This window comes from Paenibacillus tyrphae (assembly GCF_024158745.1).
Lineage (GTDB): Bacteria > Bacillota > Bacilli > Paenibacillales > NBRC-103111 > Paenibacillus_G > Paenibacillus_G tyrfis_A.
This window is the reverse complement of the sequence record NZ_JAMZAW010000001.1, coordinates 45,657-63,300: the sequence shown is the minus strand read 5'-3', so window position 1 is coordinate 63,300 and position 17,644 is coordinate 45,657. Positions and strand designations below refer to the sequence as shown.

The window sequence follows — 17,644 nt, the reverse complement described above, 5'->3', positions numbered from 1 at the left end:
GTTTACGGCAAGAGAACGTTTGTTTGGTTTCATCGGGCAAATGAATAGATTTTACCAAATTTGAGCAATGTATCAGTAGAACTAGAGCGACATACAAGATGCAGGTGACGGAGAATGCGTTTCTTCAAATCAACCAGAGCCGGAGGGTCCCGACGCAGCGCTGCGGGAAAACGGGAGGCCAATCGGGTCGGCTCGCCCCCGCAGGAAGCCGTGCCGTTAAGCCCGGACTTGGAGCATAATCTAGAGCATATTCGGACGACGACGGGAAACAGCCCGGATCTGATCATACGGACGATTCGAATCGGAGCTTCGGGAACGACGAAGGCGGCGGTCATTCATACCGACGGGCTGACGGACAAAGAAATCATTAACCGGTTTCTGGAGTCGTTCATGCTGCATGCCCGCGATCCGGCGCTATTCCGTGATTTGAACGGGGCAGAGAGTCCATGGACTCCGCTGCAAATGCTTGAAGATTTTACCTTAACGCTCAGTTCGGTAACCGAAATCGAACATTTTCACGCGCTGTTCGACAATCTGCTTTCCGGCAATATGATCATTCTGATCGACGGGTACGGCACAGGACTGTCCGCAGATACGAAGGGCTGGGAAGACCGCGGCGTCCAGGAGGCTTCCGTACAATCCGTTGTACGCGGGCCCCGGGAATCGTTCTCGGAATGTCTGGGGACCAACATTGCCTTAATCCGGCGCAAAATCAAAGATCCGAAGCTGTGGATCGAATCCCGGTCGATCGGCCGGTTGACGAAGACGAACGTCGCTTTGATGTACATCAAAGGCATTGCCAACGACAGCACGGTTGAGGAAGTACGCAGTCGGCTGGACCGCATCGATATCGACGGTATTTTTGAGAGCGGGAATATCGAGGAACTGATTCAAGAGAAAACGATTACCCCGTTTCCGACGCTGTATGATACGGAACGCCCCGACTCGGTCGCGGCGAATCTTTTGGAGGGCCGGGTGGCGATCGTTGTGGACGGGACGCCGTTTGTTCTGGTCGTGCCCGTCGTATTCGCCCAATTTTTTCAGTCTCCCGAAGATTACTATCACCGGTCGGATTACGGGATTATTCGCATTCTCCGATACATTTCCCTGATGCTTGCGCTGCTCGCTCCCGCTTTATTTATTTCCGTCACCACCTTTCATCAAGAGATGCTGCCGACCACGCTGATGACCAGCATCGCGACACAGCGGGAAAGGGTGCCGTTTCCGGCGGCTGTCGAAGCCTTCCTGATGGAGTTTACGTTCGAGCTTCTCCGTGAGGCGGGCATACGTATGCCCAGAGCGATCGGCCCCGCGATTTCCATCGTAGGGGCGCTTGTACTGGGGGAGGCATCGGTCAGGGCCGGTCTTGTATCCCCGGCTATGGTCATCGTCGTATCGATTACGGCCATTGCCAGCTTTGCCTTTCCATCGTTCGCGATGTCCATCCCGATCCGGATTTTACGCTTCGCCCTGATGGGATTGTCCGCGTTCTTCGGCCTTTTCGGCGTGTTTATCGGGCTGATTGCGCTTAACCTGCATTTGTGCAGTCTGCGTTCGTTCGGAGTTCCTTATATGGCGCCTTTTGCCCCATATATTCCAAGCGACCAAAAAGACGCCATACTCCGGTTCCCGTTGTCCGCGATGCGAAGACGCCCGGTCCTGATGCAGAGTCCGGACCCGGTACGGCAAAATACGGTCCCGTCTGACCAGGAAGTGCATCTTCAGCGGGAGGGCGGGAGAGGTAACCCATGAGGCGTAACGTGTCGGTGTTTTGCGTTCTATGCCTGCTGCTCGTTTTGACCACGGGCTGCTGGAGCCGCCGCGAGCTGAACGAGCTGGCGATCGTTACAGGCGTAGGCATCGATAGGGTCGATAACCAATACTTGTTGTCGCTCCAAGTGCTCAACATGGGGCAAGCGGGGAGTGAAGCTCCGGGAGGCGGGGGCGGCTCAAGTCTACCGGTGACGACGCAGTATATAAAGGCGGATTCGGTCTTTGAAGGCTTTCGCCGTTTGACGACCAAGCTTCCCCGCAAGCTGTATTTTGCTCATATCCGGGTCCTTGTATTTAGCGAGGCTCTTGCGCGCGAAGGACTCCGGGACGTCCTTGATCTGTTTTTGCGCGATCATGAAATTCGGCCGGATTTTTACCTTATCGTGACCAAAGGCGTCGAAGCTAGGGAAGTGATGAGCCAGATCGTACCGATCGAGCAGTCGCCTGCCACCGCCTTGCTGAAAAGTTTGGAAATCTCCGAAAAAAACTGGTCTCCCACCATTGCCATAACGTTGGACGAGTTTATTACGGATCTGATGAAAGTAGGCAAGGAAGGAGTGATGACTGGCCTGCAATTGAGCGGGGATCCTCGCCAAGGCCAGACGGATGCGAATTTGAAAACCGTCAACCCCCGCAGCAATTTCCGGTTTTCCAGCATTGGGGTGTTCAAGAACGACAAGCTGGTCGGCTGGTTGAATGAGGATGAAAGCCGAGGCTTCAGTTATATTACCAACCGTGTCGACGCTACGGTGACGGATGTTCCGTGCGATTCGGGGGGAAGGGCGACGATTGAAATTCTTCGAAGCCATACAAACTTAAAAGGCAGCGCGCCCCGCGGTGAACCGGTGATAACTGTCGAAGTCGAGTCCGAGGGCAATGTGGGAGAAGTGTCGTGCAAGGAAGATTTGTCCAAGCCGGAGACGATCTATGCGTTGGAGCGCAAGGCGGAGCGGAAAATTGAAGGTTTCATCCAACAGGCGGTCCGCAAAGCCCGGCAGAGCAGCCGCTCCGACATCTTCGGATTCGGCGAGGCCATTCACCGGTACGATCCACGGAATTGGAATCGGTTAAAGGACGATTGGGACCGATATTTCATGAGCGCCAAAGTAGAGACCCGGATCGACGTCAAACTGCGCAGAACGGGCAAGGTGGGACAATCGTTCATCGACAAAATGAAATAAGGAGGAGCGTTCGTCATGAAGGTGCTGCTCGTCTTATTGGCCGCTGCCGCGATTGTTGCTATCGAATGGCGTTCCTTGATGGAGCGAAAGCTGAAAAGAGAGCTGTGGACGTTTTTCCTGCTGTGTCTCGTCGGAACAAGTCTGGGGATAGCGGAAGTGCTGCGGCTCAACATCCCCAATCCGCTGGATTGGATTTCCGCGCTGTATAAGCCGCTGAGCAATCTCATCTACGGAAGTTCGGCTTAAGCCCATATCGTCTGTCGAAGAAATGGCAGGTGGAACCGTATGTTCGATAACGACAAGATCGATACCCATCAATTTACGCTGCTTGTGATTTTATTTGTTGTCGGGGATGCGCTGTTGTACGTGCCTTCGTGGCTGGCTTCTTCCGCCAAGCAGGATGCCTGGCTGGCAGCCGCTGTCGGATGCATCGAGGGCTTGGCGATCGCTTGGCTGTACACGACGCTGGCCAAACGCCACTTTCCGGCGACGCTGATCGATCTATGCCGCTCCGTCCTGGGCCGATGGGCGGGAACGGCGGCAGCCTGCTCTTTCGTCAGTTTTATTCTGGTTGATATTTCTCTCATGCTTTATGAAATCGGGGACTTCATCACGACGCAGATGATGCCGGAGACCCCGATCGAGGTCGTCATTCTGCTGTTCACCGGCGTCATCGTACTCGGTGTGCGGCAGGGGGCGGTTACGCTGGTTCGCTCGTCCGAATTGGTGTTTCCTTCGTTTGTGCTGCTTTACCTGATGTTGGTCTTGTTTATTTCTCCGCAGATCAAGCTGGAGCACGCCCAGCCGGTGTTGAGCGAGGGTCTGAAACCGATTATGGAAGGGAATTTAAGATTTTTGGGAAATTTGGAGGAAAGCGTCATCCTGCTCATGCTGTTTCCTTTGGTCCGCAACCCGGACAAGGGGGCGAAAGCTTTTGCAACGGGTCTGGCTGTCGGCACGATCGTTCTTACCGTGTTCTCCACGGTTTCCATTCTGGTGATGGGCAGCGATATGACCGCTTTGTTGGCCTATCCGAGCTATGTGCTGGCGCAGAAGGTTGCCGTCGGCAAGTTTTTTGAGCGGATCGAAGCCATTATGGCGTTTCTTTGGTTTATCACGGTTTTTGTCAAAATATCCGTCTGCTACTATGCCGCCTCCTATGGGATAGCACAGATCGTGAAGCTGCCGAGATACCGGTCGGTTACGCTGCCGCTCGCCATGATTTTAATGGTGCTGGCTCTGGTGTTCGTTCCGAATCGGCCGTACTTTGACCTTTTTGCGACGAAGATCTGGACGCCTTACACGCTCACCTTCGGATTGTTTCTCCCTTTGCTAATGCTCGGAGCGGCTTGGCTGCGCAGGTCGCCCGGGAAGAGATGAGGTGAAGGTATGGACGGTCAACGGCAAATCTCGGTATATCAATTTACGGTCCTGACGATCTTGTTCTCGTTAGGCTCTACGCTGCTCGTCATTTCATCGGGACTGGCCGACGAGCTGAAGCAGGATGCCTGGCTGGGCGCCGCTTTGGGCACCTTGGGAGGGCTGGCGCTCGTCGCGCTGTATAATGCCTTGGCGGGACGGTTCCCGGACAAGACGTTGACGGAGCTTAGCACGCATCTGCTAGGAAAAACGGCAGGCCGCATCTTTATGCTCGCCTACCTCTTTTTCAACTTTTACTCCGCGGCTGCTTTAATCTGGTACGTCGGCAACTTCCTGACGACCAATCTGTTCATCGAAACTCCGAGGCCGGTATTGATGATCCTCTATGCTGCCGTCATGCTGTACGGGACGCATCTGGGGCTAGGGGCTTTGGCGCGGTCTGCGGAGACGTCTGTTCTGATCTTTATGTTCGCGCTTGTCATCGTCATGTTATCGCTGCTGCCGGAAGCCCAGACCGGGAATCTGCTGCCGGTAATGGAAGCGGGGCCCGGACCGCTATCGCGGGCTTCGTTCACATTCTTAAGCTTCGCTTACTTTCCGTGGGTTTCATTGCTGATGATTTATCCGAAGCACGTGAGCCGTCCCGAAGCGTGCGGTAAAGCGCTATACACCTCCGTACTAAGCTCCGGCGCGATTTTGACGGCTGTAACCGCATTGACGGTCATGGTGCTAGGTCCCGACCGGACGTCCATCGAGCTGTATCCGACCTACAACCTGACGATGAAAATCAGCATCGGTCATTTTTTTGAACGCATCGAAGCGCTGCTTGTCTTGTTATGGCTGCTCGCTATATTTTATCAAGTGGTGTTCATTTACTACGCTGCCGTAACGGGCTTGGCCCAGATGATTCGGGTGGACGAATACCGCTCGCTCAATTTGCCGATAGGCCTGTGCCTTGTGCCTTTTGCGCTGCTCATTTATCCGAATGTCGGCTACGAGCAGGCGTGGGATTATAAGGTGTGGCCGGTATTTTCGCTGACGTTTGCCTTGTGGCCGGCGGTTTTGCTGCTGGTGGCGGCAGTTCGGGGCAAAAAGACGAAACGTTATACAAAAAATGGTAATTGAAGCGCAGACGATTCGTTATAATGGGAGCAGGATACCAAGGGGCCGGTACGAATCGCTGATCGTCATGTCCATGCTGGAGCGGGAGTATGAAGAGCACGGCGCCGGGTGATGCAATCAGGCTTTTTTGGGTTGGAGTGACGATCTATTTACTGTATATCCTTCCTTAAATTGGACATATTAATCATTCAGGATCGTCCAACCCGGAGGCTTCGCGGATGAAAAAGTACGCTTATAACGAAATTACGATTTGGCAATATATTTTTCTCATTTTCACCTCGGAAATTGGCATCGGCGTCCTCCCGTTTCCTGCGAATGTGACCCGGTATGCGGGGACGGACAACTGGATATCGGTCATCTTGGGCTGGTTTCTGATTACGGCCGCCAGCTTATTTATCATCCAGGCCATGAAACGCTGCCCGGACGGGACGCTGCTTGATCTGTTGACGAACTATTGGGGCAAATGGGCGGGGGGGGCCGGCGCGATCGTCGTCGCTCTCTATTTTGCTTTTTTCTCGTACGTCGTTTTCTCCCGGACGGTGATCTACGTCAAAGCATGGCTGCTGCCGCAAACGTCGGAGCTGATGCTCGTCGCACTGCTGATCGTTCCATTCTGGTTCATTGCCCGCAGCGGAGTCCGGGTCCATGGCAGATTTGCGGAGTTCGTTGTCATGATATGCTGCTGGATGCCTTTGATTTTTATTTACGTGCTTGGTGACGCCGAGTGGCTTCATCTGCTTCCCGTGCTTAAGGAAGGGTGGGGACCGGTGCTGGAGGGTACGCCGGAGATGGTGTTCACTTTTTTAGGCTTTGAAATGACGTTTGTGCTGTATCCGTTTCTGCAAAAGAAAAACCGGGCGGCCATCGGGGTGATTGCCGGCAATACGCTGGCCTTAGTTGTCTACTTGCTGTTGGACTTTACTTGCCTGGTGTTCTTCAGCCCGGACGAGATCTCGCAATACAACGAACCGGTAATCAGCTTGCTGAAAGTGGTTGAATTTCCTTTTATCGAGCGCTTTGAAATCGTTTTTCTCGCGTTGTATCTTTTACTTATCGCTCTGACGTGGATTCCTTTTACGTACTGCAGCGTATACTCCACGAGCTGGATGCTGGGCAAGCCGGACCATCGGCCGCATCTGTTCGTGTTTTTGCTGCTGCTCATCGTATCTTACATCTTTTATCAGCCGACGTTCCGCGACAATGACAAAATGATCGAGTGGATGGGCAAACTCGGAGCAGGCTTTGCCGTAGTATTTCCGTTTTTGCTATGGATGCTTGTTGCGGCTGCCGATCGGTACCGGAGGACGGACGGTTAATTGACAATGATAATCTTTATCAATATTATAAATATGGTAAGTTTATCTAGGGGAGTGATTCCATGTTTATTGAAATGAAAACGATTATCGTCAAAGAAGGAACCTCGGATCTGGTCGTTCAGCGCTTCAGCGGAGAGGGCGCGATTGAAAAATCCGAAGGCTTTATCGATTTGAGCGTACTTGTCAAGAAGGCGAGAAAAGGCGACGAAGAGGTCATTGTGATGATTCGCTGGGAGTCCGAGGAAGCGTGGAAGAAATGGGAGACCAGCGAGGTTCATCTCGAAGGTCACAGACAGGCAAGAGGCAAGCCGAAGCCGGAGCATATCCTCAGCTCGAGCCACGGAAACTATGAAGTGAAAACGGCCAAAGGGCCGTATCGGCAGCAAGCGCAAGCGTAACGGGCCCGCTCCCGTCCTTTTTTCGATTCGAAAACGAAGCCTTCGGTATAAGCTCCTCGCGGGTTGCCGGAGGCTTTTTTGCTGCCCATATGCTGGAAGGAATCCCTCTGGACAATCGGGGCGGGCTCCATTACAGTAGAGAGGAATGACTTGACAAAAGGGGTACGTGAAATGAAAAGCAAGCTCAAAAAAGTATTACTGCCTACGATGGCGCTAAGTCTGATGATCATGGCACCTGCTATTGCGGAAGGACCGTCCCGAGCGACGGGACAGCAGCAGCCGTTGCCTGAAGAAATTGCCTTCCCGATTCCGACGAACAATTATTGCAGCGCGGATAAGTCTCTGGATTTTTCGTTCCAATTATCCAATGCCGGCAGCACGCCTGCAGATATTACGGTGTCCTTTTACCAACAGGATGGCACCAAGCTTACAACGGAAGGCACGTCCTACCAGGAGATCGGCTCCACGATCATCCCCGGCAAGCCTTTTACGCTGAAAGGCTATGCCACGGGGCTGTACCATATCAACTTCGGCAACCATCTCAAGTGCAGCGAGCGCGTGTATCTGGGGAGAATCTTCGTCAACTCGGGCAAAGCCTCGCTGCTTGCGAGAGGCTGGGTGAATACGAACGGAGCGGTTCAAAACGTCGAAGTGAACGGCAATCAGACGTTCGAGCTGGCCGCTGTGCCAACGGCAGCCGAAGCGGCAGCGACCAAAGCAGAGTAAGTCAATCAAGACAGTCCATCGAGGAGCGTCGGTTTCGTTCAGGAGCCTGGCTCCTCTTTTTTGCAGGATAAATCGATGGAAGCTTTTGGGAGGGATCGTTATGGGTGTCCGTTGGGATGACGAGAGCATCGCGAAGGAAGCTTTAAAGCAATTCCCGGTTCAAGGGGAGCGGCTTGTTTACTTGGGGAAGAGCGATAATGTGACCTTTCAGGTGAAGACGAAGCAGGAAAGCTTGAACTATCTGATGAAGCTGCATTATGCTACAAAGGGAAGCCATTCCAAAAAGGCTGTCGAATCGGAGCTGCTTTGGCTCGAAGCGTTAGCCGCGGATACGACCTTGACAGTTCCTTCTCCGGTAAGAACCCGGGACAACGGGCTGACCACAGAGGTAGACGTCAACACCTCCGGGGAACGCGTCGTCGTCACGCTGCATCAGTGGGTGAATGGCGAGCTACTGGACAGGGAGCCGACACCCGGGGAAACTCGAAGCCTGGCGCAGCTCATGGCTGCGCTGCATCGGCATGCGATGGAGTGGAATGCTCCCGCAGGGTTCACCCGGCCGGTGTATGATACGGACAACGTGTTGTCGCTGCCCTGTCCGTTAAAGCGGCTGCCGGAGATGAACGTCATTTCGGGCGAGGCGTATGCTTGCCTCGAACGGACCGCGCATAAAATCGCCGCCGGGCTGCAGCTGCAAACGGTGGCCAAGCCTACCTGGGGACTGATTCATTCGGATCTGCACGAAAGCAATTACGTCTTCGATCAGGGCAGTCCGAGACCCATCGACTTTTCCGCGTGCGGCTACGGCTTTTATCTGTTTGACGTGGCCGAAACGTTGTTGCATCTTTCGCTGGAGAACCGGCGCGAATTTTTGTCCGCCTACCGGGAGGAACGTCAGCTGCGGGAGATCGATGCGAAGAGCCTGGACCTGTTTTTCGTCTGGGCGATTCTCCGAAACTTCGCTTTTCTTGCCAATAACCCTGCGGAGCATGCGTCGCTATCCGAGCTTATCCCCAGGGTGGCGAAAAGCTACTTTGAATACTATCTGAAAGACGAACCGGTTCTGGGAATCGGGGACAGTTAGAACATAACGAGGATCAACGAGGGGTATAACATGCTACTTTTTGAAGCGATCAAAAACCGGTCGATGGCAGCGCTCGAAGCCGCAGCGTCAGCAGACGATGTAAACGGGCAGGACAAGTTCGGCCGCACTCCGCTGCACTACGTTATTACGCAAAAAGCGCCGATGGAGATGTTTGCGTTTTTGCTCGCCAAGGGAGCCGATCCGAATCTGGAAGACAAACTGGGCTTAACCGTGCTTGAAAAAGCGATCAAATTCGGCAATAAACAGGCGGTGGAGCTGCTGATCGCGCATGGCATCGAACTGGACCATCCGAAGGGCATTGCGCATACGCCTTGGTTTAAGGCGAGACATCAGCCGGAAATTGCCGATTTGCTGCTTGGCGCGAAAGGAGCCTTCCGGTTAACGTTGACGGAGGCGGAACGCGAGCTCGTCGATTCTTTGCTCTATTCGGAGAACGAGGAACGCATGGCCCGGTTGCATCTGTTGAACACGCCGGAGCTGCGGCACGCTTTTGTATTGGGATTTAACTGGGATGACGACTTGGAGCCGATCGTGGCGATTGTGCGGCACCCGGAGTGCCGGGAAGCGACGGCTTACGAAATATACGACCTCGCAGACGGAGACTATTGGCTGGAGCGGGGGAGGACCGAGTATGATGACGAGCAGCAGTACATCGCGCTGATTCGTCATTTGCTGGAGAGATTTCCGCACTTGAAGGATACATAAAAGGAGAAGCAGAAGCATGAGGGAGAGAATAAAGACATGGATCGATCGATGGGACACGCTGCTGAAACGCCTCGAAGCGCAGGGCGCAACGGTGCGCGAATGGGTCGTCGAGCCGGAAGCGGATGAGGAACGCGTAAGGGAAGCGGAGACGCGCCTCGGAATCGGGCTGCCGCCGACCGTGCGCCGAATCCTTGCCGAAGGAGCGGGAAAAGTCACAATCTACTGGTATTTTGCCGAAGAGACGCTATCCCCTTTTGAGTCGTCCGGGGAGCTGGCGTGGAGTGTTGATGCGTTCGAATGGCCGTATTTCGGTGATGACGAGCTGGAGGAGGAGAAGCGGTATCTTGCTTTTCACGTAGCTGGCAATGGGGACTATGTGCTGCTCGATCTTGAAGGCGATCCGGACGATCCGCCGGTTGTCAGCTGGGGACATGAGACAGGCGAGTTTCTGCCGCTGGCCCCTTCGTTCACCGAATTTGTGGAGCGGGTAACGGAGCTGGCATTGGTCGGCGCCGAGGATAGCGCGTACGAGCCGTTCTGCGGTCCGGACGGTCTGGATATCGACGGGACGAATGCGAAGGCATGGAAAGCTTGGCTGGACCGCTATTTGACGCTTACGCTGGAAGACGCGGCGAAGGAGCTGCCGCTGCTTATCGACTATATTACGTTCCATGAAGCGGAGGATGCGGGGGTGCGCGAAGCTCTTGCGCGCTATGAGCCTGCCGCCGTGCTGGAGGCATGGCTGGCCAGACTTGAGCGGGAGACGTACCGGGGTAACCGGGATCGGCTGTTTGGATACATAGGGGAAACCGTCGGCGAAGCGGCGGCGGATTGGGTGCGTTCGCTCTGGGCGGACCGGCCTCCGGTTGAAGTGTCGAACCACAGCAGAGCGTATTTGTCGGCATGCTGCCTCCCGGGAAGCGAAGGGCTGGAACGAGTATTGGCCCGGCTGGAACAGGAGGCGCAGGACAGCAAAATCGACGGCTACAGCGCCAACGGCTTGCTGCGGTATTTCCACAGCCGGGACGTCATCCGGTGGGCGGAGTCCCATGTTTCGTTTCCGTTCGGAGGCTGGGACGAGCTGTTCGCGGCCTCCGCGCCGCACTGGGAGGACGTCTGCCGCTGGCTGGACGGGCACGAGGCCATGCGGCAGTCGGCGCTGTCCGCACTCGGGAAGCTGTTCGCGAGAGGGGAAGTTCCGGAGGGCGAGCCGGATCGCGGTGAAATTATCCGGCTGCTGGAGAAGGCCGAACAGGAAGCCGTGCTGAAGAAGGAAAAGGAAGCGGTTCGGCGGGTAACGGCGCATTTAGCCGATTGGCGGTAACTGAGGCAGGACGAATGTACTGTCCTATTTGTTCGCACTGTTGACATTTGGTTGAAACTAGTGTACAACTGTAATAATTGAATTGCCTGTTAAATTCATTGACGAGAACGAGTACGCTAATCCCTTGTTCCCCAGAGAGTTGGCCTTGTGCTGAAAGCCAACGTTCAAGAATTAGCCGAACATCCTCTCCGAGAAGGAATGCTGAAGGTTCAGTAAGCAGACCCGGGATCCTGCCGTTACAAGGGACGCGTATGATGGTACGTCGTAGAGGTGCCGCGGGATCATGTTTCATGATGATCGCTGCGGAACAAGGGTGGTAGCGCGAGAACAATCTCGTCCCTTACGGGGCGGGATTTTTTTGTTTTTTAAGAAGAAAGGATGAGACCTGTGAGAAAAGTCGACGTGAAAGAAAAAGCGAGAGTCCGCGAGCTTCGCGTGCTGGAGCAGTGGAAGCGGGACGAAACGCACCGCAAATCGATCGAGAACCGGGCTGGACGGCCGAATTTCGTGTTCTACGAAGGGCCGCCGACCGCTAACGGCTCGCCGCATATCGGGCATGTGCTAGGGCGCGTCGTGAAAGATTTTATCTGCCGCTATAAGACAATGTCCGGCTACCGCGTCGTCCGCAAAGCCGGCTGGGACACGCACGGTCTCCCGGTCGAGCTGGGCGTCGAGAAGCAGCTCGGCATCTCGGGCAAGCAGGAGATCGAGAAGTACGGCGTGGCCGAGTTTGTGGAAAAATGCAAAAGCAGCGTATTCGAATACGAGAAGCAGTGGCGGGAGCTGACCGAGGCGATCGCGTATTGGACGGATATGGACCATCCGTATGTGACGCTGACCAACGAATATATCGAGAGCGTCTGGCACCTTTTGTCCGTAATCCATGGCAAGGGCTTGCTGTATAAAGGCCACCGGGTCAGCCCGTACTGTCCGGACTGCCAGACGACGCTCAGCTCGCACGAAGTGGCGCAAGGCTATGAGGATGTCAAGGACTTGAGCGCTACCGTAAAATTCAAAAGCAAGCGCGGGGACGAAATCTTCCTCGCCTGGACGACCACTCCGTGGACGCTGCCGTCCAACGTGGCACTTGCCGTGAATAAAGATATCGACTACGTGAAAGTAAAGTATAACGGCGAAGTGTATGTCGTCGCGGAGAAGCTCGCCGGGAACGTGTTCAAGGCGGACTACGAAATCGTGTCTGTGCATAAGGGATCGGAGTTCGTCGGCACCCCTTACGAGCCGCCTTTCGGCTATGTTCGTCCGGTCAAAGGGCATATCGTCGTCGATGCAGACTACGTGAGCGATACAAGCGGGACCGGTATCGTTCATACGGCTCCTGCGCATGGGGAGGATGACTACCGGACGACCCGCAAGCACGAGCTAGATTTCGTCAACGTTGTGAACCTGGCGGGCCGCTACACCGAACAGGTGACGGAATTCGCCGGACGCTTCGTCAAAGATTGCGACGTCGATATCGTGAAAAGCTTGTCCGAGCGCGGTCTGCTGTTTTCCAAAGAGCGTTACGAGCACAGCTACCCGTTCTGTTGGCGCTGCAAATCGCCGCTGCTGTATTATGCGATGGAAAGCTGGTTCATCCGGACGACGGCGGTCAAGGACCAATTGATCGAGAACAATCGAAATATCAACTGGTATCCTTCCCACCTGCGCGAAGGGCGCTTCGGCAAGTTTCTGGAAGAGCTCGTCGATTGGAACATCAGCCGCAACCGCTACTGGGGGACGCCATTGAACGTCTGGGTATGTGGCGATTGCGGAAAAGAGCACGCGCCGGAGAGCCGGAAGGAGCTGCGGGAGTGGGCGATTCAGCCGCTTGACGAGAGCTTGGAGCTGCACAAGCCGTACGTCGACGAAGTGAAGCTGCGCTGTGCCTGCGGCGGCACGATGGAGAGAACCCCGGAGGTGATCGACGTCTGGTTCGACAGCGGCTCGATGCCGTTCGCGCAGTACCATCACCCGTTCGGCGACGAGCAGCTGTTCCGCGAGCAGTACCCGGCGGATATGATCTGCGAAGGGATCGATCAGACGCGGGGCTGGTTCTTCAGCCTGCTGGCCGTCTCGACGCTGTACAACGGGCAGTCGCCTTATAAAGCCGTCATTTCGACCGGACACGTGCTGGACGAGAACGGACAGAAGATGTCCAAGAGCAAGGGCAACGGCATCGATCCTTGGGAAATCATCGAAGAGTTCGGCACCGACGCGTTCCGTTGGGCGCTGCTGGCCGACAGCGCGCCGTGGAACAGCAAGCGGTTCTCCAAGCAAATCGTCGCCGAGGCGAAATCGAAGGTGATCGACACGCTCCATAACGCGCATGCGTTTTATGCGCTGTATGCGGCGATCGACGGCTATAAGCCGGAGGAGCACCCGCTGCGGACTTCCGCAAACGAGCTGGACCGCTGGATTTTGTCGAGGCTGAACAGCACCTTGCGTCAGGTTGTGAAAGGGTTGGACGATAACGACTTCCTGAATCCGGCGAAGCAGATCGAGGCGTTTGTCGACGAATTGAGCAACTGGTATATCCGCCGCTCCCGCGACCGCTTCTGGGCCAGCGGCATGACCGAGGATAAAGTGTCCGCGTACCAGACGCTCCGCGATGCGCTCTTGACGCTTGCCGCCATGATCGCGCCGTATGCGCCTCTTATTGCCGAAGACATCTACGGCAATCTGGGCGGCGAGGGAAGCATTCATCTCGCGGATTACCCAAAGGCGAGCGATTCCGCAGTAGACCCGACGCTTGAGAGGGACATGGAAACCGCACGGGAAATTGTCGAACTGGCGCGCAGCGTCCGGAACGAAACCGGGATCAAAACCCGCCAGCCGTTAGCCGAACTGATCGTTTCGCTGGACCGGGAGTTCCAGTTGAGCCGGTACGCGGATATCGTCAAAGAGGAGATCAACGTCAAAGACATCCGCATCGAGCAAAGCGACAGCGGGTTTGTAGACTTCAGCTTGAAGCTGAACTTGAAAGTGGCGGGCAAAAAATACGGCAAATTCGTCGGACCGGTGCAGAGCCGTCTGAAGCAGTTGTCTGCCGCGGAAGCGAAGCAAGCCGTCGCTGCGGGCTTCCTGGATGTGGCGGTCGACGGAGAAACGCTTCATCTTACGCTCGACGAGCTGCTCGTGGACAAACAAGCCAAAGCCGGCTTCGCGTCCGCTTCCGGCTACGGAATTACCGTTGCTTTAAATACGGCGATCACCGAGGAATTGGAGCAAGAAGGGTTTGTCCGGGAGGTTGTCCGCGCCGTGCAGGATTACCGCAAAAAGCTGGAACTGCCGATCGAAAAGCGCGTCGCGCTCGTACTCGACGTCGATCCGCAGTTGAAGGAAGCGCTGGAGCGGTTCGATCATGTGCTGCGGGACAACGTGCTGCTGTCCGGCGTCCGGTATACCAAGGAAACGGGAATGGAATCTGTTTCGTTAGGAGAGCGGACGATCGGTCTGCGTATTGAATAATCCCGCGGGTTGAGCGGAGGAGACATATACGGCACAAAGCATCAAGAGGCGAAAGTCTTGACGCTTTGTACCGTTTCTTTTTTTAGCAGGGAAAGATTTATATATGACATAGGTTGGCAGGATAGGTTGTTTAAAATGAAAGAGAATCAACGAACAAGGAGGAATATTCAATGAAGTCTTTGCATGGAAAGGTGGCTTTGGTTGCCGGCGCTACGCGTGGCGCGGGTCGAGGCATTGCGATTGAATTGGGAGCGGCCGGAGCCACGGTTTATGTCACCGGCCGTACGACCCGGACGGCACGCTCCGAGTATAACCGGCCCGAGACGATCGAAGAGACGGCCGAGCTTGTCAATCGCGCGGGCGGCAAAGGGATCGCGGTACAAACGGATCATCTCGATCCGGAGCAGGTACGGAAGCTCGTCTCATGCATAGAACAAGAACAGGGGCGACTGGACATCCTTGTCAACGACATTTGGGGCTCCGAGTACTTGACGCAATGGAACGTGCCCGTATGGGAGCATTCTCTCGAAGGCGGGCTTCGCATGCTGCGGCTGGCGGTCGATACGCATATCATTACGAGCCATTTTGCGCTTCCCTTATTAATCCGCAGCGGAAACGGGCTGGTCGTTGAAATGACCGACGGTACAGAGGAATACAACCATCAAAATTACCGGCAATCGCTGTTTTACGATTTGGCCAAAACTTCCGCCATTCGCATGGCCCGGTCTTTGGCCCACGAACTTGCGCCACATCAATGTACGGCGGTGTCAGTGACTCCCGGTTGGATGCGCTCCGAAATCATGCTGGAGCATTACGGGGTGAAGGAAGAAAACTGGCGCGACGCCGCTTCAAAAGAACCTCATTTCATGATCTCGGAAACACCGCGATTTGTAGGCCGGGCCATTGCCACGCTGGCTGCCGACCCGAAGGTTTTCCGGTGGAACGGGCAGTCCTTATCGAGCGGCCAACTTGCGCAAGTATACGGGTTCCATGATCTTGACGGCTCGCGGCCGGATTGCTGGCGGTATATCGTCGAGGTGCAGGATGCGGGCAAAGCGGCGGATGTCAGCGGGTACCGTTAATCGGCGGACGAGGAAAAGACACCTGAATGAACGTGCGGCAGTTGCGGACGTTACTTGTCCACGACTGCCGCTTGTGTATGCGAGCGGTCGTTACGCGGCTTAGTGTTTTTTCCGGGGAATATATTTTATAATGAAGTTCAGGATTTCAGTTTTGCTGTACTCATGTGAAACGAGGAGACTGAAGATGGACGGAATAAACATCAGGAGCGTTAGTGTAACGGATTATCGCGATATTTATTCGCTGAATCTGGATTTTAATCCCAGTTTTTATGCTTTTTCGGAGGAGCAAGTAAAAGAACGGATCGAATTCATCACGAACCATACAAAAGATATCATTCTCGTTAGTGAACAAAACAACGAGGTCATTGGCTACATTCATGGAAGCCCGTACTATTTACTTTTTTCTGAATCTTTAGTAAATATTTTAGGGTTTGTTGTCAAAGAAAAGTATAGAAATAATGGTATCGGTAGTATGTTGATACAGAGTCTTGAAGATTGGGCGGAGACCAACGGGTTTTCCGGAATTAAATTGCTATCCCACCCGAGTCGAATTCATGCACATCGGTTCTACGAACGAAGAGGCTATATTTTTACAAAGGACCAAAAAAATTTTATAAAAAATGTTTAAGTAATGCTCATCATTTGATAAATGTGCAAACATTAAAACAGCGGCAGTCTATCCTGAAAATATCGCTCTGTAGAACACCTGAAAAAGGCAGCAAGAAAGTGACCCTCCGGCAAACAAAAAATGGCCAGGGGCATCAGCAATATATTGTCTGATTCACGATCAGGAAGCTGCCGTATTCACAGTAATTGATACACCCAATGACTCCAGTTTCTTTATGGAATGCTTGATGATCGCGTCCCGTTTTCGTTCCTCGTAGTAGGTTGGACCGAGTTCGATGTAGGGTTGTTTTCGCTTAAGAATATAGTAAACCATAGATAATATACTGTGTGCTACTGCGACCGTCGCTCGATTAGCTCCTCGGCGTGCGGCAATCCGATGATACTGGCTGGATAAATACGTCTCTTTTGTCCTAGCTGCAGCCTTCGCGGCTTCTACAAGCGTACTTCGGAGCTTCTTGTTACCTTTTCGAGTCTTGCCGGACAATCGTTTTCCGGCGCTTTCGTTCTGACCCGGACACAGCCCTGCCCAAGAACATAAATGAGCGGCGGAAGGATACTGATCCATATTGGAGCCAATTTCGGCTAGAATGGTCTCTGCTGTTCTTCGTGCCACACCTGGGATTGTGTCGAGCAGTTCCAGGTCTTCCTCAAGAGGGAGCATGCGCTTTTTAATTTCCTCATCCAACCTACCAATCTCCTCGTCCAAATAATCGACATGACGGAGCTGAGCTCCCAGCATTAGTTTTTGATGAGGTCCCATTAAGCCATTCAATGCTCGCTTCAAATCCGCTTTTTTGCTTCTCAACTTCCGTTTTGCCAGATCAGATAAGGCCTCAGGATCAGTTTCGCCGGCGATCATCGCTTCAATCATTGCGCGTCCTGATTTCCCAAGCACATTGCTGGCAACCGAGGAAAGTTTTATGTTTGCACCTTCCAGTACTTTTTGAATGCGGCTGACTTCTCGGGCGCGTTCTTCAATGAGACTACGACGATACCGGATCAATTCTCTCAGCTCGCGTTGCTCGCGGTTTGGGATAAAACTACCTTTCAATAGTCCGTGACGGAGAAGTCCGGCAATCCATTCCGCATCTTTGACGTCGGTTTTACGGCCCGGAACATTCTTGATGTGCTGGGTGTTCACAACAAGTGCTTCAATCTCCTCAAGCTCCAACAAATTGTATATTGGTTTCCAGTATGGTCCTGTGCTTTCCATAGCAGCATGAGTGCATTTCTTGGTCTTGAGCCAATCCATGAGCAAGATCAAATCGTCGGTCATGGTGCCAAACGTACGGATTTCTTTACCTTCAGGTGTAATGGTGCAGGCAACGATGTTCTTTTTATGAACGTCAAGTCCGCACACATGACTGTAAACGACGTCCATTCGTAACCTTCTCCTTACGGCAGCAAGATTGAAGGGGCTGGTGCAACAACCACATA

General features: G+C 54.0%; 15 protein-coding genes and 1 other annotated feature. Of the genes, 14 read left to right on the top strand and 1 reads right to left on the bottom strand.

The features are described 5' to 3' along the window. Positions 1 to 114 precede the first annotated feature (114 nt). From NI000_RS00275 to NI000_RS00210, 14 genes are all read left to right on the top strand, one after another. A complete protein-coding gene (locus tag NI000_RS00275; RefSeq protein WP_253406741.1) occupies positions 115 to 1,752 on the top strand; it encodes a spore germination protein in 1,638 nt (545 codons plus the stop codon). Then, positions 1,749 to 2,954 carry a Ger(x)C family spore germination protein gene (locus tag NI000_RS00270; RefSeq protein WP_253406740.1) on the top strand — a complete coding sequence of 402 codons (1,206 nt, stop codon included), beginning with the start codon at positions 1,749 to 1,751 and terminating at the stop codon, positions 2,952 to 2,954. Before NI000_RS00275 ends, NI000_RS00270 begins: the two co-directional genes overlap by 4 nt. Positions 2,955 to 2,969: 15 nt before the next feature. Continuing rightward, on the top strand, positions 2,970 to 3,200 hold the full coding sequence (locus tag NI000_RS00265; RefSeq protein WP_216789813.1) for a hypothetical protein: 231 nt from the start codon (positions 2,970 to 2,972) through the stop codon (positions 3,198 to 3,200). A gap of 39 nt (positions 3,201 to 3,239) precedes the next feature. Beyond that, complete coding sequence (locus NI000_RS00260; RefSeq protein WP_253406739.1) at positions 3,240 to 4,334, top strand: GerAB/ArcD/ProY family transporter; 1,095 nt, start codon at positions 3,240 to 3,242, stop codon at positions 4,332 to 4,334. A 9-nt stretch (positions 4,335 to 4,343) separates the two neighbouring features. Beyond that, on the top strand, positions 4,344 to 5,459 hold the full coding sequence (locus NI000_RS00255) for a GerAB/ArcD/ProY family transporter (RefSeq protein ID WP_253406738.1): 1,116 nt from the start codon (positions 4,344 to 4,346) through the stop codon (positions 5,457 to 5,459). Positions 5,460 to 5,674: 215 nt separating this feature from the next. Continuing rightward, a complete protein-coding gene (locus tag NI000_RS00250) occupies positions 5,675 to 6,772 on the top strand; it encodes a GerAB/ArcD/ProY family transporter (RefSeq protein WP_253406737.1) in 1,098 nt (365 codons plus the stop codon). Between the two features lie 62 nt (positions 6,773 to 6,834). After that, complete coding sequence (locus NI000_RS00245) at positions 6,835 to 7,170, top strand: antibiotic biosynthesis monooxygenase family protein (RefSeq protein WP_253406736.1); 336 nt, start codon at positions 6,835 to 6,837, stop codon at positions 7,168 to 7,170. 171 nt (positions 7,171 to 7,341) lie between these two features. Continuing rightward, the gene (locus tag NI000_RS00240) at positions 7,342 to 7,896 is read left to right on the top strand and encodes a hypothetical protein (RefSeq protein ID WP_253406735.1); all 555 of its coding nucleotides are present in this window, start codon (positions 7,342 to 7,344) and stop codon (positions 7,894 to 7,896) included. Positions 7,897 to 7,996: 100 nt separating this feature from the next. Further along, positions 7,997 to 8,980 carry a phosphotransferase enzyme family protein gene (locus NI000_RS00235; RefSeq protein WP_253406734.1) on the top strand — a complete coding sequence of 328 codons (984 nt, stop codon included), beginning with the start codon at positions 7,997 to 7,999 and terminating at the stop codon, positions 8,978 to 8,980. Between the two features lie 30 nt (positions 8,981 to 9,010). Beyond that, positions 9,011 to 9,706: a DUF4274 domain-containing protein gene (locus NI000_RS00230; RefSeq protein WP_253406733.1), complete on the top strand. Its 696-nt coding sequence runs from the start codon at positions 9,011 to 9,013 to the stop codon at positions 9,704 to 9,706. A gap of 16 nt (positions 9,707 to 9,722) precedes the next feature. Continuing rightward, positions 9,723 to 11,030, top strand: a complete 1,308-nt coding sequence (locus NI000_RS00225; protein WP_253406732.1) for an SMI1/KNR4 family protein — start codon at positions 9,723 to 9,725, stop codon at positions 11,028 to 11,030. Between the two features lie 89 nt (positions 11,031 to 11,119). Beyond that, positions 11,120 to 11,374: a binding site (T-box leader), on the top strand. Positions 11,375 to 11,417: 43 nt separating this feature from the next. Continuing rightward, positions 11,418 to 14,498, top strand: a complete 3,081-nt coding sequence (ileS, locus tag NI000_RS00220) for an isoleucine--tRNA ligase (protein WP_253406731.1) — start codon at positions 11,418 to 11,420, stop codon at positions 14,496 to 14,498. A gap of 170 nt (positions 14,499 to 14,668) precedes the next feature. Next, the gene (locus NI000_RS00215; RefSeq protein ID WP_253406730.1) at positions 14,669 to 15,580 is read left to right on the top strand and encodes an SDR family oxidoreductase; all 912 of its coding nucleotides are present in this window, start codon (positions 14,669 to 14,671) and stop codon (positions 15,578 to 15,580) included. Positions 15,581 to 15,764: 184 nt separating this feature from the next. After that, a complete protein-coding gene (locus NI000_RS00210; protein ID WP_253406729.1) occupies positions 15,765 to 16,208 on the top strand; it encodes a GNAT family N-acetyltransferase in 444 nt (147 codons plus the stop codon). A gap of 159 nt (positions 16,209 to 16,367) precedes the next feature. On the opposite strand, the gene NI000_RS00205 is transcribed toward NI000_RS00210, so the two are convergent. Next, positions 16,368 to 17,588 carry an IS110 family transposase gene (locus NI000_RS00205; RefSeq protein ID WP_253406728.1) on the bottom strand — a complete coding sequence of 407 codons (1,221 nt, stop codon included), beginning with the start codon at positions 17,586 to 17,588 and terminating at the stop codon, positions 16,368 to 16,370. Positions 17,589 to 17,644: the final 56 nt, after the last annotated feature.

What these genes read in the sequence shown, in the direction of transcription:
- NI000_RS00210 (WP_253406729.1), top strand. Translation starts at nt 15,765, where the DNA reads ATGGACGGAATAAACATCAGGAGCGTTAGTGTAACGGATTATCGCGAT.
- NI000_RS00230 (WP_253406733.1), top strand. Translation starts at nt 9,011, where the DNA reads ATGCTACTTTTTGAAGCGATCAAAAACCGGTCGATGGCAGCGCTCGAA.
- NI000_RS00245 (WP_253406736.1), top strand. Translation starts at nt 6,835, where the DNA reads ATGTTTATTGAAATGAAAACGATTATCGTCAAAGAAGGAACCTCGGAT.
- NI000_RS00240 (WP_253406735.1), top strand. Translation starts at nt 7,342, where the DNA reads ATGAAAAGCAAGCTCAAAAAAGTATTACTGCCTACGATGGCGCTAAGT.
- NI000_RS00235 (WP_253406734.1), top strand. Translation starts at nt 7,997, where the DNA reads ATGGGTGTCCGTTGGGATGACGAGAGCATCGCGAAGGAAGCTTTAAAG.
- NI000_RS00255 (WP_253406738.1), top strand. Translation starts at nt 4,344, where the DNA reads ATGGACGGTCAACGGCAAATCTCGGTATATCAATTTACGGTCCTGACG.
- NI000_RS00225 (WP_253406732.1), top strand. Translation starts at nt 9,723, where the DNA reads ATGAGGGAGAGAATAAAGACATGGATCGATCGATGGGACACGCTGCTG.
- NI000_RS00265 (WP_216789813.1), top strand. Translation starts at nt 2,970, where the DNA reads ATGAAGGTGCTGCTCGTCTTATTGGCCGCTGCCGCGATTGTTGCTATC.
- NI000_RS00205 (WP_253406728.1), bottom strand. Translation starts at nt 17,588, where the DNA reads ATGGACGTCGTTTACAGTCATGTGTGCGGACTTGACGTTCATAAAAAG.
- NI000_RS00215 (WP_253406730.1), top strand. Translation starts at nt 14,669, where the DNA reads ATGAAGTCTTTGCATGGAAAGGTGGCTTTGGTTGCCGGCGCTACGCGT.
- NI000_RS00250 (WP_253406737.1), top strand. Translation starts at nt 5,675, where the DNA reads ATGAAAAAGTACGCTTATAACGAAATTACGATTTGGCAATATATTTTT.
- NI000_RS00275 (WP_253406741.1), top strand. Translation starts at nt 115, where the DNA reads ATGCGTTTCTTCAAATCAACCAGAGCCGGAGGGTCCCGACGCAGCGCT.
- NI000_RS00270 (WP_253406740.1), top strand. Translation starts at nt 1,749, where the DNA reads ATGAGGCGTAACGTGTCGGTGTTTTGCGTTCTATGCCTGCTGCTCGTT.
- NI000_RS00260 (WP_253406739.1), top strand. Translation starts at nt 3,240, where the DNA reads ATGTTCGATAACGACAAGATCGATACCCATCAATTTACGCTGCTTGTG.